We start from the raw sequence: 14,830 nt of genomic DNA on the forward strand, positions 1-14,830 counted from the left end.
CAGCCTTTCGGGGTTGCGTTTTTTGTGTTGTGATTATTAATCTCATGAACGAACGTTGAAAAAGGTCCCCAGTCTCCATTTGGTGAACTATAAGTTGTATGATGGTTTCTTGCCATTCCACAATTATCAAAACATTTTGTTAATGCTCCGCCCTTTTCTCCGTATTAACTTATGTAAGTTTCTTCACAACAAATTGCGCAATTTGTTTAGCTTTTCGATGAAGGTGAGGTGGAAGGAGGGTGGAGATGGAGGTTATCCAGGGTAAAGTGGAGCGTTACATGAATACCGAAAGATCACGTGAAGCTATCATGTCCAAAGAGGAATTTACCCGGATGTATGATACGTACTACCAACGTGTTTACAAATATATCTGTTATCGGATTAATAACCACCACGCGGCAGAGGACATATGCAGTCAGGTGTTTGAGACTGTGATGTGTAAGTATTATAGTTTTTCACAAGAAAAATCGAATTTTGAGGTGTGGCTGTTTGCCATTGTAAGAAATGCTGTGACGGACTACTTTCGGGCGCAGAAGAAAAGAAGCTATACCTCACTGGATTCGTTGCTGGAGCTTATATTTCCCAAGCCGTCTCCTGAGGAGCTGGTGATCCGTGAGGATAATAATCAGGCACTGTTCAAGGCGCTCTCCAAGCTGCGTGAGAAGGAACGCAATATCATTGCAATGAAATATGGGGCTGGGCTGAAAAATTCCGAAATTGCACAGATCATGGGAGTTAGTGAGTCCAATATCGGTGTCGTAGTATATAGAAGCTTGAAAAAACTGCATATTTCCTTAAAGGCAGGAGGGTTCAAAAATGAATAAGAAAGATGATCTCACCAAATTCAGTAAGACCATAGAACTGCTTGAGAATGCCGAACAGGGCAGCACTATCTCCAAAGAAAGAATCTATAACCGCTTGATATACAAATTGGACCATGGGGCACTTAACCCCCAATCAGAGATAAAGGACGGGATAACGATGAAAAAAAGCAGCTGGAGAAATGCAATAGTGATTGGCAGTGCAGTAATTTGTTTGGGTGGAGCTTTCTCTGCAACCTCCTATGCACAGGATATGTTCCAGTCGATCATGGCAAAGTTTGAAGTGGGAAATCTCGAAATCACACAATACGATAAGGAAATCCCATCGGCTGCACAGTCAATGACTCCTTCTGAAGATGCCCAAGGCGGGGAGAATGCGGTCATTGAATTGCCGGTTGCAGCTAAGTTGAGCCTAGATGAAGCACGTGCAGCACTTGGCATGAACTTCCCGGCACCCGACTGGATGGGAGACTATAAGTTTATGAATTGTGTTCTTCAGGGGACCAGCATGGTTGAAGTGCAGTATAATTCCGGTGAGAATGCTGTGAATTTTCTAATCTCCAAGGGCGGCGACAATGGGATCAGCACTACAGAAGAAGTGAAGACAGAAGTAATCAACGGGACTAAAGTTTATTTTGCAAATGGAATTGTGATTTGGGAAGAGGATGGCTATACAGTAGAGTTGTATTCCCAAGTAGATTTTGACCAAGCTACACTAGGGAAAATCATTGATAGCTTTAACATTGGTGCGCCTGTTCAGCCTTTAGAGCAAGGTCAAGTGAAGGAGAACTTGCAAAAGAATGGCGCAGCAGTTGCAGCTCCGGCTCCGGCTGTAGATTCAAAATAAAAGACTTACTCCGGGCAGCAGCAGCCTATAGTTACACACAGAAGACGCGAGGGGATTAGTCCCCTGAGCGTCTTCTTTTTTGAGCACACTTTTATAGAACGTTCCCCAACCATTGCCACCCCCCAAAAACAAAAGTATAATTGATAATGATTATCAATTAATGAATGAATAAAGAGTTATGTGCATTTATATAAGCAGTAAAGAGGTGACAGCATGCAAAAACAATCGCAAAAGACGGATTTAAGCGAGGTTAGAAAATATATAGAAGAGAATTTCACGAAGCACTTGTCTTTAGCCCATTTAGCTAATCTTTCTGGTCTTAGCTCCAGTTATTTTTCCTCGGCGTTTAAACAGGAATATATACAAAGTCCAATGGAGTATGTTACTCAGCTGCGGATTCAAAAGGCTAAACAATTATTGCAGAAACAAGACGTTCGCTTGAAGTTTATAGCAGAAGCGGTTGGATATAGTGATGAGTTTTATTTTAGCCGAGTGTTCAAAAAGGTTGAAGGGATCTCCCCAACGATGTATTCCAGCCAACAAAAATCAAATATCGGTGTTGTAACTGGGAATATGATGGGATATCTACATGCGGCAGGAGTGGTCCCTTTTGCTGCACCCTTAAGTGCAAAATGGACACCGTACTACTATAATTTGTGGTCGCAAGAAATCGAGCATAAGGTAATCTTGACCCAAAACAAAAATTATTGCAGCCCAAATGAGCTATTGCATTTGCCAATTGATCTTCTTATTTCTCCAAAAGATCTGTCGTCAGAGCTGGTAAAACAGATAGAGGATCATTTTCCAATCTATTGGCTGGATGATAAACAAGATTGCTTAATAGCGTTAACTGAACTTGCTGCCCGATTAAATAAACAAGAAGAAGCGAAACAGTGGATCACGCAGTATAGGGCAAGATTGGAAGACGTTCGTCGCGAGTTAGGGTGGATCACAAATCCACCTAAAATTCTAGTTATACGTATCTATCAGCAACAAGTTTTTGCTTATTGTAATACAGGCATTCAGCATCTTTTGTTTCAGGATTTGGGAGCGGAATCTGGTTATGAGCAGCCTGTTCTATATAATGCCGAGATTACTTTTGATGAGTTAAGTGAATTGAAGGTAGATAAGCTGTTTACGATTATATGCCCCGATGATGAATCACGCGCAACATGGCATCATCTGCAGAGAGACGCTGGGTTTAGACAGTTAGAGGCTATTAAGCAGCAACAAATCTATGTTATTCATTCTGATCCTTGGTTTGAATACTCTCCTGTGGCTTTAAAACGAATGCTAGAGGAAGTTGCAGTAATGATGATACCTTGAAAATGTACATGTCTAATCATAAGATGTTACATGGTCAATGCGTCCTATCTCTTATACACTCAATACTGAGAATGATTATTATTGAGAATATAAGAAAGAGGGAAGGTCTATCATGAAGGGGTTTAATACAAAAACAATAAGTTATGTTGTAATGGTTGGTTTATTATCCATTCTACTAACAGCTTGCGGCGGCAATAATACAGCGAATCAGCAAGCAACAGATACTCCAGCAACAACTAGCGAAACGAGTGCAACTGCAACGGAGGAACCCGCTGTACAAGAAACGGAAGTAGCGGCTAGAGAAGCGTTTGTAGTAACTGATCAAGTTGGCAATACAGTAAACATTCCGGGGACTGTACAAAAGGTGTATGCCCCTGGTCTAGAGGATTACTTAGTTACCCTTGGTGTAACCCCAGTAGCCCAATGGTCCACGGGTGAAAGACCGCAGCAGTATCTACAGGATACGTTAAGTGGTGTAAAAGAAATCAGCTTCGCTAATGGTGTTCCCTCTCCAGAATCTGTAGTAGATTTGGAGCCGGAATTAATTATATTCCCCACTGCTTTTTATGCACAAAATGGTGTTTATGAAAACTACTCGCAAATTGCTCCAACTTACGTGTTTAAGAATGCACTCGGCAATGTAGTGGAGGCCACAGAAACGATTGCGAAATTGCTAGGTTTAGAGGATAAAGCAACAGAAGCTATTGCTGCTTACAATACAAAGCTGGAAGCAACTAAAGCACAGTTAGCCAGCGTATCTGCCGGTAAAAAAGCAATTTATATTAATGCGAATGCCCGTGCGATCTTTTTAGTGGGTAACTTCCATTACGGGGGTTATGTGCTGAGTGAGCTAGGCTTTGCTCAAAGTGCTCTTGTAGAAGGTGAAATGTCCGCTGATATTTCGCTGGAGATGCTGTCTGATTTAGACGCGGATTATATCTTTATTAACGATAATGATGGTCTGGGAGATGCCTTCCTGGCAGACATTAAAGCTAGTCCTTTATGGAAGGCGCTGCCGGCAGTTCAAGCAGGTAAAGTGTTCGAGGTGGATGGCGATCACTGGAGATCCAGCGGATTAATTGCTTATCAAAAAACGATGGACGATATTGTAGCGTTCCTGCTGCCATGATTATCAAACCGTATGTAAAACCAAACTATGAAACGATGCTGATCACGAGTAAAGCTAACAATAAGGACTATGAAATTTTTATTGCCAAACCTTTGGATGAGCCTGCAAAAGATGGCTACGGTGTCATTTATGTTCTTGACGGTAATGGACTTTTTGAAACCGCAGCAGAAATCACCCGATTGCTGACGCGTAAGCCTAAAGGCTATCCACCCGCGATTGTTGTTGGCATTGGTTATCCTGGAGGTGAGGCGTTTGATACCGTGCGTCGAACCTATGATTTAACCATGCCCGCCGAGCTCGCGAATTTACCGAAACGTCCCAACGGCGAGCCTTGGCCAGCATTTGGCGGGGCAGATGAGCTGCTAGCCTTTTTTGAAAAAGAGTTAATGCCAGCCATTGCCCAGCAGTTCGTTATCAATAAGCAGAAGCAAGCATTATATGGTCATTCCTTTGGCGGATTATTTGTTCTGCATGCCTTATTTACACAACCTACCTTGTTTTCGCATTATATTGCAAGCAGTGCTTCCATCTGGTGGAATGACTACGCACTTTTAAAGGAATATGAGAATTTTAAAGCTGATTTACACAGTAATATGCTAAGTCAGTTACCTAAAACGCTTATGATTGCCGGTGGAGAAGAGCTGGATTATATGGTCAAGGATAGCTTGGATTTATGTAACAGCATGATGTCCTTACACCTTCCAAGCTTTGAAGTAAGCTGGGCATTGCTTGAGCAAGAGGAGCATGTAAGTGTAATCTCGGGTGCGATTAGTCGGGCCGTCAAATTTTTGCTTACCACATCCTCTGACTTGCGTTAGAAATCATATTCGTTTGCATCTGAGCTGGCCCTTGGCTGGATCTTTTTGTAAAGTGAAGGGAAAGGGTTGGAAACATTGGCCGCAAATGTTCAGAAATCATCACTAGCAGGAGAAAAAAAGTTCTCCTTTTTAGTATTACTAATCCTCATGCTCCTCCTATTAATAGGCGTATTAGTGCTTGCTATGGCCCTTGGCGCGAAAAAAATACCCTTCGCAGATGTATTCATGTCGATCATCGCTTTTGATGATAAGGCTTCTACTCATCAGGTGATCCAATCCATTCGTTTGCCCCGGGTACTTGCCGCTATGGCAACGGGCGCTGGATTTGCAGTAAGTGGAGCAATTATTCAAGGGATTAGTCGCAATCCTTTAGCCGATTCGGGGATTCTTGGGTTAAATGCTGGGGCCGGGGTCACGTTAGTTATTGCTATGGTTTTCCTGCCGACGATTTCATTCACAGGTACACTTTGGCTCTGTATTCTAGGTGCGGGATTAGGAGCGGGTTTAGTCTTTAGTGTTGGTTTATTAAGTAAACGAGGCATGACGCCTATTCGGCTTGTATTGGCGGGTGCTGCCATCTCTGCAATGCTAACTGCCCTAAGTGAAGGAATAAGTATCTTTTTTTCAGTGGCACAGCAGGTGGCTTTTTGGTATGGAGGAGGTTTAAGTGGCATTAGTATGGCTCATTTACAGCAAATGTTGCCGTGGATGCTTCTTGCGCTATTACTTGCCATCGTAATTTCAAAGTCGATTACTATACTATCTGTAGGGGATGAGACAGCGGAAGGGTTAGGCGTTAATATTAAGCTTATCAAAAATCTCTCGCTTTTATCCGCATTTATGTTGGCTGGGATTTCATGTGCTTTAGCTGGATCTGTAAGCTTTGTGGGCTTAATTGCTCCGCATTTGGTACGTTACATAGTGGGTGTGGATTATCGTTATATTATTCCATTATCCGCAGTTCTGGGGGCCATCCTTGTTGTGCTTGCTGATTTAGTGGCACGTATCGTAAATGCCCCTTATGAAATCCCTGTAGGTGCTGTAATTGCGGTTATTGGTGTTCCGTTCTTTCTATATTTGGCACGTAAAGAAAGGCGGGAACTATAGTGAAGCTAAGATGGAAGTTTATAATTATAGCAATCATTTTACTGCTAGGCTTTATATATAGTGTATCTACTGGTCAAAGCAGCTTAAGCTTACAAGAGTTATGGCAAACCGTATTAGGAAAGGGAACACCGAGGCAGGAGCTTGTACTTTTTCAGTTCCGTATTCCACGTATGATCTTGGGTTTTCTAGTAGGTGGCGCGTTGGCAATAGCAGGAATGCTGCTGCAAGCCATAAGCCGAAATGCTTTAGCAGACCCGGGCATATTGGGGATAAATGCTGGTGCTGGATTATCCATGATGTTATTTTTACTGTTACAAAATAGCTCAACCGGCTTACATACGTATGTTCAGCCACTGTATGCTTTATTGGGCGGATTTATTGTTGTCGCTCTATTATTTATGCTTTCCTATGATCGTAATCAAGGCATTATTCCCATTCGATTAATTTATACAGGTATTGCTGTTGCGGCTGCGATTAGTGCATTTATGATTGTGTTAACCTTTGTACTAGATCCTTCGCAATATCAGATGATTAAGGTGTGGCTGGCAGGGAACATAGGGAATAGTAATTGGAGTCACGTGTATGCTATGCTGCCTTGGTTACTTCTTATTGTGCCTTTATTAATTCGGAATCATCTTATATTGGATGTACTAAGGCTTAACGATCCTGTAGTCATTAGTTTAGGGGTATCTCTAAATAAATATCGTGTTTGGTTTTTAGTGTGTAGTGTCTTATTAGCGGCACCAGCGGTTGCCGTTAGTGGAAGTATTGGATTCGTAGGTTTAGTAGTTCCACATTTAGTTAGACGACTCTTTCGTGGTCATAAAATAATGATTCCCGCATGCCTACTAATAGGTGGCGGATTAGTTGTTATTGCAGATGCGCTTGGTAAAATGGTAGTAGCCAATACTGAAATACCAGCAGGAGTAATCGTGGCTTTAATCGGTGCTCCATACTTTTTATATTTATTGATTAAAAGTGAATAATTGAAAAAAACTTTGCGATTGGTGCTGGATATAAAAAAGAATGCCTTGATTATACTATAATCCAAGGCATTCTTTTTTATATAGTTTTCGTTTTCAGCTTTTCTAAAAGATCTTTCCACCAGTAAATAGATTGCTCTAGTTGAGAAGCGTAGTAGCTTTCCATGAAATCTACGACGTCACGGGTGGAGCTATCTACATCTATTTGCTGGTAAATTTGATTTAATTGATCTTTTTTTATAAGTGACTGTTCAATTTTCTTCTCGATAATCGGGATCACTTTATCAGTCTCTACAAAACGAAGATTCACAAGAGCGACAATCATATCTGAAATAGATTCTGCATCTTCTATTACCTTATAAATTTTGAGCGGGAGCTGCTTGCGCCCTTTATCGGTAATGGAAAACACCTGTTTGTCTGGACGATGTTCTTCTTTGATAATCTCTACCTGTTCAACTAAGCCCTGTTTCGTAAGAGATTCAAAGTGATAATACAGTTTGCTTTCAGATAGATTGAGCAATTTATCAAAAGGAATAGGGGTGGATAGTTCTTTTTTTAATTTATAAGGATAATTATTTTCATCCATTAACTTACTTAAGATATAAATTTGAATTGACATCACAGAACCCACTCCTAATTGTTGGCTAAACTCTATCTTACCAAACCTAGGCGGTTATTTCAGCTGTATTTTTAACTTCAACGGGCAGTATAGTTTCTTTAGTCAGAGGTACAGATTTATGAACAAACCGGACGATAACAATGTTAATCATCATAGCCCCGGCAAATACGCCTGCTAATCCCCATAAGAAGGGTGCTGGACTAATAGAACCAAACATTTGTGCCAAATAAGCTTGCACAGAATAATACATCGGGGTGATGCGGCCGAACCAATCGTATGGTGTATACATCATATCACGAGGCATGGTAGCACCATTGGCGATGGTTTGCATGAGCAGGATTGGAATATTTAAGACCATACCGCCTTCGCCAACTAGGAAGACCATAATCGCACACACGTTAAATGCAGCCATATACATTAGAATTTGCTGAGCAGCAACTGGTAACAGTAAGGATAGGTCTACATCTGCAACAGAGAAGGCAATGGTTAAAGCAACGACAGTTGATAATACAGCGATTAATAAAGCTGTGAGTTGAACGAACATAAATAGTTTTGTCTTGCTTGCTTTCCCGCGGTTCGCTTTAAAAGAAGCAACTAATTGCATGGAGGCAATCATTGCCCCAACATAACCAGCCATAGTTAAGAACATAGGTAGCATGTTGTTGTGCATGCCGTCCGGAACATCATTGATGACAACATAATTCCCGACATAACTATTTTCAATTTGTGTAGCCATTGCGGTGGCTTGTTCTTCTGGTACGTTAAAGTTCATTAACACACCTTTTGCGGTTTGCTCTGAGAAGTTCGCGCTTAATTGTTTGTTAATTTCTCCTACAACGGAAGACATGGCTGAAGATACCATGGTGGCAGAAGCTTCGTTGACTGTGAAATCAATACTTGCGGATACCTTACCGCTTTGAACGTTGGCGGAAAATTCTTCTGGAATATGGACAACTAGAGCTAACTTATTATGTTCTAATTCATCCATCGCCTTTTTATTCGATACATCGGTTTTTATCGTTTTGAATGGTAAGCTCTCCGTGAACTGACTCGAAATCTGAGCCCCATATTGACCGGCATCATCATTGACGATAGCAATTTTTAAATCATCCATGTTCCCTGGAAGTGCTGTATACCCTGGTAAGAAAATACCAAGCATCGCAATGGCATAGAACACACCCATAAAAATAGAACCAATGGCCCCTTTGGACTTCAAAAACTGTGAAAACTTCAACTGTATACCTTCTTTCTTCTGAATAACACTTTTATTTTAGTACTCCAATTAAAGTACTTTTAACTGAGTGAGATTTATAGTACGATAATTCATTATAAATGTCAAATTTAAGATACAATGGGTAAGTAGTGAATGATTAAAAAAATGAATAACTGAAGGGACTTCGAACATGAACAAGGTCATTGTAATTGGTGCAGGCATATTAGGGGCTTCAGCAGCTTATCAGCTAAGTAAGTTAGGTGCTGAGGTCATCATTATAGATCGTAAGGATGTTGGACAAGCAACGGATGCAGCAGCAGGGATTATTTGTCCATGGTTGTCTCAACGCAGAAACAAAGCATGGTATCGTCTTGCTAAAGCGGGTGCAAGCTTTTATCCGGCACTTATTCAAGAGTTGGAAGAGGCTGGAGAAACCGAGACTGGATACGCAAAAGTAGGAGCGATATGTATCCATGAGGATTTGAAAAAGTTACTCGCGATGAAAGAAAGAGCGGAGCTGCGCAGAGAGGACGCCCCTGAAATAGGGGAACTTACGATGCTGACGGATCTTGAAGCGCAAGAGAAGTTTCCATTATTGTCGGAAGGTTATCATGCGCTGCATGTATCTGGTGCAGCAAGAGTGAACGGACGTGAATTACGTGATGCTTTGCTAAGAGCGGCACAGCGTAACGGTGCGCAAATGATTGAGGGCGATGCTATTTTAGAGCATGCTGATCATGAAATTAAAGGGGTTAGCGTAGGAGAACAGACATTCACAGCGGATGAAGTGATTGTGTGCGCAGGGGCTTGGTCTAACGCTTTGCTTCATCCGCTTGGGATCATGCTCCAGGTGCGTTATCAAAAAGCTCAAATTATGCATTTGAAGCTTGCTCAACAAGCGAGTACAGAGCAATGGCCTGTGGTAATGCCGCCTACAGATCAATATATACTTGCGTTTGCGGATCAAAATATCGTGGTAGGTGCTACTCACGAAAATGATGTCGTAGGTTATGATACTGCTGTAACCGCAGGAGGAATGCAAGAAATATTAAATAAAGGTCTGCAAACGGCTTCCGGTCTTGCGGATTGTAGCCTAAATGAGATAAGAGTAGGGTTCCGTCCTTTTACTGCAGATTTTCTTCCCGTGTTAGGCAGGGTTCAAGGATGGAATAAACTAATTGTTGCTAATGGACTAGGGTCATCCGGATTAACGATGGGACCCTTTCTTGGTGAGCAGCTAGCCAAGCTGGCCATGAATCAACAGGTAGATATTCCGCTTGAAGACTATGCATTAGAGCATGCGATAAATTGATGAGTACGAGCACGAATGGAGGGGAAGTCCAAACATTCACCGCAGTCACGTACTTACCTTAATAGAAAAATCTTAAGTTCAACTAATATAGCGAAGGTTTTTTTTATCCTTTATACTGAAAAGACCAATTAATCTTCCTAGGAGTTGTCTAACGAATCATGATAAAGAAAGAAGTCGCGCATATACGCAAGCAATTTAAGCTGGATCACGATTTAATGAGTATTTACGATATTCTCAACGTGTATATTATGAAGGAAAGCAACGAAATCTATCATTGGGAGCGCCAGCCGTTTGGAATGGTGGACAGAGAGAAGCAGGAGCTGTATATGGGCAATTTCAAAAAACTCCTGACCGGTGAACTGGATCAGAAATTGTTCGAGTTGAAGTTTCAAGCGGAAGCGGAGGAGCCAGCGCAGGTGATGCTTCACCAAGCTTTGGTGACAGGGGATCCGGATGAATGGCAGGACCTGATGCTGCTGTTGGTGGACAGAATGATGGCGGATACTCATTATGAACGGGATACGGTGATCACTTTCGTTCGCGGACAGTATTTCCGCCCGACTAAAGATAGAAACGATGAAGCTGAGGAAAGTGAGAAAAACGAACTATTCGCGCATCCTTTTATTCTATGCAGCGTGAATTCCACGGAGAAACAACGGAAAGCTCTCTTGTTTGATTACGTGGAGCGGGAGTTCAAGTACAATGTCATTGTAGATCCGATCGTCAAGTTAAGTACGCCGGAGCAAGGTTTCTTTTACCCAAGCGTGACGGACAATTATTCCGATGTGAACCGCATTCTGTATTGTACGGGGAAGTCGAACTTCCCGGATCCGCATTTTGTCGGAGAGGTCTTGAATGCCGAAAGATCCAATACGGCTCTGGAAGAGAGAGCTATATTCGAAGACATCGTGAAGGAAGTGGCGGGCGAACAGCTTGATGCAACCACTCTCGCACAGGTGTACGAGGAGATCCATCAGGTCATCGAAACCAACGACGATAAGGAAGAACCTCCAATGCTCGATTATAGAGATCTGGAACGTGTACTGACGGTAAGTGGCGTAGAGAACGTGACAATGGAAAAAGTGGAACGGGCGTTTGAAACGATCGTTGACGATAAGCATTATGAGATGAAGGCGAGCAGCGTAATGCCGAAATTCACTACCAAATCGATTAAGATCGATACAAAGGTAGCTACGATTTCGGTCAGCCCGCAGGATTTAAAATATGTGAAGCAAGTGAATTATCATGGGAGACGCTGCATTTTGATTGAGGTTGACGAAGATGCTGTGATCGAAGGATTCACACTTACTACAGAGAATCTTTAGACCGCTTCAACAATGTTATGGGCTATCCTTAAAGTCTTTGAACAAGACTAAGGATAGCCCAATTTGTTTTGTGTCAAATACGGTGATTAAAGATATAGGTGATATATTCTTTTGCGCTAGTATTAATTTCTTCATCGCTGGCTTGGAATGAAGCTCCAAAAACAGCAAAGTACGGTAGGGCTTCTGCACCTACATGTTTGGCACTGGCTTTAAAGGGTGCGATCACTTCGTCTACGGTAAAAGATACAGAGCCCTCTGGCTGATAATTTTCTTTTTTATCACCGATGGACAGGGCCAGCCCTAGCTTTTTCCCGTTAAGCTTGTCACCGTTTGATCCATAAGCCCATCCGTAAGCCAACACATCGTCAAACCATTTTTTTAATAGCGGCGGATAACTGTACCAATACAACGGGAATTGAAAGATCACATGGTCATAAGCTTCCATTAGATTTTGCTCTCTAGGAACATTAATATTCCAGTCAGGGTACTCCATATAAATCTCATGAAGGGTAATATCGTTGGGATATAATAGCAGTTCTTCTTTCCAGCGCTGGTTGACCCTCGAATTCTCAAGGCCCGGATGCGCCAAAATCACTAGTGTTTTCATGATGAATCTCCATTCTCAGGCCTATATTATTTATGAATATTATTATTATCTTGCAGGTTGTAAAAAAAGAAAATACACACAATAAAGTAAGATGGTTACTTCGAGGTGTGTACTGGACTCCGAAAAAAATATATGCAACAATGAAGTTTTGAGTAAGCTTAATTTGATCAGTATGAACGAGGTGTTAGTCTATGAAACAATATAATCTAGGGATAGAGGCAACACTAGAAATCATCGGCGGAAAGTGGAAAGCTTTGATCATTTGCTTTTTGATGTCCGGTGCCAAAAGAACAAGTGAATTACAGCGTAATATTCAGGGCATCTCACAAAAGGTTCTGATCCAGCAGCTTCGTGAACTTGAGAGGGATGGGCTTGTCAAAAGATTCGTGTACCAGCAGATGCCGCCAAAAGTTGAATACAGCCTCACGGAATATGGCGTTACAGCCAATAAGATCGTGGATGTTATGTGTTCTTGGGGAAAAGAAAATATAAAAATAAGACAAAGACGAGGAGAAGAGATCGTCTTGTTGGAGGATACATGTCCTGGAGCAAATTAAAGCAACAACTGGAGAGTTTTCTCTGTCCTGCGTTATCCGGCAAGGTTGAATATCGTGCAAGCAGTTACCGTTATTTACCTGATAAATCAGGGAGCTGTTATATTTCGGTAGATAAAAAGAACGTACTCAATATGAATGATAGAACTAGCTCAATCAGATGGTATCAGACGGAGCAGGAGATTAAGAATGATTCAGAACTCCAAATTCCTGTCCACCCTGAAGACATCGAAGCGGTTAGAAAAGATAGTAAAGGGAACATCCCGGAGGATCGTCTAATAGTCATTGCAAGAAGCAGAAAGATATCAGAAGTTGCAAAGGAGCTTTTGTCAGCACAGACCTCATTAAGTAAATCGAATTTTATCGTTATAGCTAATAAGTTTTTATCTACTTCTATAGAAGAAAGCTTAGAGAGCGATGATATCCTATTGAATATTCTGGCTTTAGTGGACAGACGGGTTGGGAAAAAGCGGATTTTAAACATGAGCGAGAAGATCCAGTTAAAGCATCCGATTGTGCAATATTTTTATGAACTACGTCGTAGTACATTGTGAATACAGGAGAGGAACCCATAGGATGAAACTGAAACAAATAAATGACTCTATTTATTATTTAGAAAATGTCAGAGAAACAGACAGACCTGTTTTGGGATATGTTTTAGGTGACAGCTTTTCAATAATGATTGATTGTGGCAATTCAAAATCGCATTTAGATGCCTTTATAAAGTGTTTAGATGATAACAATCTGCCACGTCCCAAATATGCTTTGATCACGCACGTTTGATAAGATGCACATAGCGGGGATTATTATCATGGAGAAGGTAAAATTGATCCGATAAAAATGAAAGAATATATTGAGCTTTTATCGACTCTTTCATTTACTACGTATATCCCAGGGCACGACGCCCCTATGAGCAAGGAACAAATCATTCCCTTGTTAAATAGATTTTGTGAGGTAAAGTAAAGGGGAACCGTATCATTAGGGCGAAATTTTGTGAACTGTTAATTAAGCAGGTTTAGCAACAGGGAGTATTTTTAACTCATCGATAGAATTAGGTAATACATGATATAATTGTCACAATGTTATCTAATAGGTGGTGAATATACTTTTGAAAAGAGCATCAACAGAAGAGTTATTGAAGTTTAAACAATCTTTAAGTCCACTTAAAAGAATAGAGGCTAAAGATGAAGTTGCAGCTACGGTAGAAGATTTACTGATTTTGAGCAAAGAACCTGTTTTGAATTTGGTAGAAAAGACGAAATTAAAAGAGAAGTTATCAGTAAAAGAGCAAATCGAGTATTTAAAATTTAAAGGCATTACTTTCAATTCCTATAATGAGTCATTAGCTAAAGAAATATTAACGGATCGAACTTACTATTATAAAGTTACTGCTTTCAGAAAGAATTTTAATAAAGATAGAGATAACAAATACACAAATGTTGATTTTTCAATTTTAAATGATTTAGCTACAATAGATATGCATTTTAGGTATTTATTTTTAAAGTTGTCTTTAGATATCGAACATAATATAAAATCTTTAATTATTCGCTTGATAACTGAGAGTGATGAAGATGGTTTTGAAATTATTGATGAGTATAAATTATTTGAGTTAGAAAGTTATAGACGAAAACTTATAACAAAAGAACTAACGCTTGAAGTAATCGAAAATAAAATGAAAAAATATGAAACTATAGATAAAAAGTTATTGGAGGCATTTAAGTCTCAAAGAGATTATAGCTATGATTTGATTGTTAAAAGGAAAAACAAACCTTCCATATGGGTACTCATTGAATTAATGTCTTATGGTCAATTATGTTTCTTTATTAATTTTTATGTTCAAAAAAAGAAATATAAATATAAAGAATTAAAACTGGCGAATAGCCTATTATTTGATTCGAAAAATATTAGAGATTCCTCTGCACATAGTAGACCTATTATTTTAATATTGTAGGGCCTAATCAATTTTTATATCTAATGAAAAGCATATAAAATTGCAAGTTCGAAATTATATAACTCAAAATTGTAATATGAGTGATTCAAGTACTAATATTCTACTTAGAAATCTTAAAACACATGATATTACTGCCCTACTGTATTTACATGATTATTATGTTAAAGGAAGAATTTCAAGAGTTGAACGTAAAAAAGAATTAGTAAGTCTCATTAAAA

16 protein-coding genes are annotated in these 14,830 nt (G+C 40.3%); 13 read left to right on the forward strand and 3 right to left on the reverse strand.

The annotated features are described in order from the left end of the window. Positions 1-245: 245 nt before the first annotated feature. From NSQ66_RS03530 to NSQ66_RS03560, 7 genes are all read left to right on the forward strand, one after another. Positions 246-824: a sigma-70 family RNA polymerase sigma factor gene (locus tag NSQ66_RS03530; RefSeq protein ID WP_081384440.1), complete on the forward strand. Its 579-nt coding sequence runs from the start codon at positions 246-248 to the stop codon at positions 822-824. Continuing rightward, positions 817-1,668 carry a hypothetical protein gene (locus NSQ66_RS03535; RefSeq protein WP_076098727.1) on the forward strand — a complete coding sequence of 284 codons (852 nt, stop codon included), beginning with the start codon at positions 817-819 and terminating at the stop codon, positions 1,666-1,668. The genes NSQ66_RS03530 and NSQ66_RS03535 overlap by 8 nt, the downstream gene beginning before the upstream one ends. A gap of 213 nt (positions 1,669-1,881) precedes the next feature. Continuing rightward, a complete protein-coding gene (locus NSQ66_RS03540; protein WP_076142283.1) occupies positions 1,882-2,994 on the forward strand; it encodes a helix-turn-helix domain-containing protein in 1,113 nt (370 codons plus the stop codon). A gap of 112 nt (positions 2,995-3,106) precedes the next feature. Continuing rightward, positions 3,107-4,123 (forward strand): ABC transporter substrate-binding protein, encoded by a 1,017-nt coding sequence (locus NSQ66_RS03545; RefSeq protein ID WP_076142284.1) that lies wholly within the window; start codon positions 3,107-3,109, stop codon positions 4,121-4,123. Then, on the forward strand, positions 4,120-4,941 hold the full coding sequence (locus NSQ66_RS03550; protein ID WP_076142285.1) for an alpha/beta hydrolase-fold protein: 822 nt from the start codon (positions 4,120-4,122) through the stop codon (positions 4,939-4,941). The genes NSQ66_RS03545 and NSQ66_RS03550 overlap by 4 nt, the downstream gene beginning before the upstream one ends. A 66-nt stretch (positions 4,942-5,007) precedes the next feature. Next, positions 5,008-6,048, forward strand: coding sequence for an iron ABC transporter permease (locus NSQ66_RS03555; protein WP_076142286.1), 1,041 nt, complete (start codon positions 5,008-5,010; stop codon positions 6,046-6,048). Continuing rightward, positions 6,048-7,034 carry an iron ABC transporter permease gene (locus NSQ66_RS03560; protein WP_170914305.1) on the forward strand — a complete coding sequence of 329 codons (987 nt, stop codon included), beginning with the start codon at positions 6,048-6,050 and terminating at the stop codon, positions 7,032-7,034. The genes NSQ66_RS03555 and NSQ66_RS03560 overlap by 1 nt, the downstream gene beginning before the upstream one ends. 76 nt (positions 7,035-7,110) lie before the next feature. On the opposite strand, the gene NSQ66_RS03565 is transcribed toward NSQ66_RS03560, so the two are convergent. Together NSQ66_RS03565 and NSQ66_RS03570 are read right to left on the reverse strand one after the other, a co-directional pair. Continuing rightward, the gene (locus NSQ66_RS03565) at positions 7,111-7,650 is read right to left on the reverse strand and encodes a helix-turn-helix transcriptional regulator (protein ID WP_076142287.1); all 540 of its coding nucleotides are present in this window, start codon (positions 7,648-7,650) and stop codon (positions 7,111-7,113) included. A 46-nt stretch (positions 7,651-7,696) separates the two neighbouring features. Beyond that, complete coding sequence (locus NSQ66_RS03570) at positions 7,697-8,884, reverse strand: ABC transporter permease (protein WP_076142288.1); 1,188 nt, start codon at positions 8,882-8,884, stop codon at positions 7,697-7,699. A gap of 169 nt (positions 8,885-9,053) precedes the next feature. Between NSQ66_RS03570 and NSQ66_RS03575 the strand changes: the two genes are divergently transcribed. Continuing rightward, on the forward strand, positions 9,054-10,175 hold the full coding sequence (locus NSQ66_RS03575; RefSeq protein ID WP_076142289.1) for an FAD-binding oxidoreductase: 1,122 nt from the start codon (positions 9,054-9,056) through the stop codon (positions 10,173-10,175). Positions 10,176-10,333: 158 nt separating this feature from the next. Next, the gene (locus NSQ66_RS03580; protein ID WP_036684821.1) at positions 10,334-11,500 is read left to right on the forward strand and encodes a DUF4317 domain-containing protein; all 1,167 of its coding nucleotides are present in this window, start codon (positions 10,334-10,336) and stop codon (positions 11,498-11,500) included. A gap of 73 nt (positions 11,501-11,573) precedes the next feature. Here the strand turns inward: NSQ66_RS03580 and NSQ66_RS03585 are convergent, their stop codons facing one another. After that, positions 11,574-12,107 (reverse strand): NAD(P)H-dependent oxidoreductase, encoded by a 534-nt coding sequence (locus tag NSQ66_RS03585; protein ID WP_076142290.1) that lies wholly within the window; start codon positions 12,105-12,107, stop codon positions 11,574-11,576. 191 nt (positions 12,108-12,298) lie between these two features. On the opposite strand from NSQ66_RS03585, the gene NSQ66_RS03590 reads away from it, so the two are divergent. The 4 genes from NSQ66_RS03590 (at position 12,299) to NSQ66_RS03605 (ending at position 14,612) form a co-directional block, all read left to right on the forward strand. Beyond that, positions 12,299-12,664, forward strand: a complete 366-nt coding sequence (locus NSQ66_RS03590) for a helix-turn-helix domain-containing protein (protein WP_076104112.1) — start codon at positions 12,299-12,301, stop codon at positions 12,662-12,664. Further along, complete coding sequence (locus NSQ66_RS03595) at positions 12,646-13,215, forward strand: hypothetical protein (protein ID WP_036684825.1); 570 nt, start codon at positions 12,646-12,648, stop codon at positions 13,213-13,215. The genes NSQ66_RS03590 and NSQ66_RS03595 overlap by 19 nt, the downstream gene beginning before the upstream one ends. Before the next feature lie 22 nt (positions 13,216-13,237). After that, positions 13,238-13,444 carry a hypothetical protein gene (locus tag NSQ66_RS03600; protein ID WP_036684827.1) on the forward strand — a complete coding sequence of 69 codons (207 nt, stop codon included), beginning with the start codon at positions 13,238-13,240 and terminating at the stop codon, positions 13,442-13,444. Between the two features lie 325 nt (positions 13,445-13,769). Further along, a complete protein-coding gene (locus NSQ66_RS03605) occupies positions 13,770-14,612 on the forward strand; it encodes an Abi family protein (RefSeq protein WP_076142292.1) in 843 nt (280 codons plus the stop codon). Positions 14,613-14,830: the final 218 nt, after the last annotated feature.

It is taken from the genome of Paenibacillus sp. FSL H3-0329, from assembly GCF_037963285.1.
In the GTDB taxonomy this organism is placed as follows: Bacteria; Bacillota; Bacilli; order Paenibacillales; family Paenibacillaceae; genus Paenibacillus_AQ; species Paenibacillus_AQ odorifer.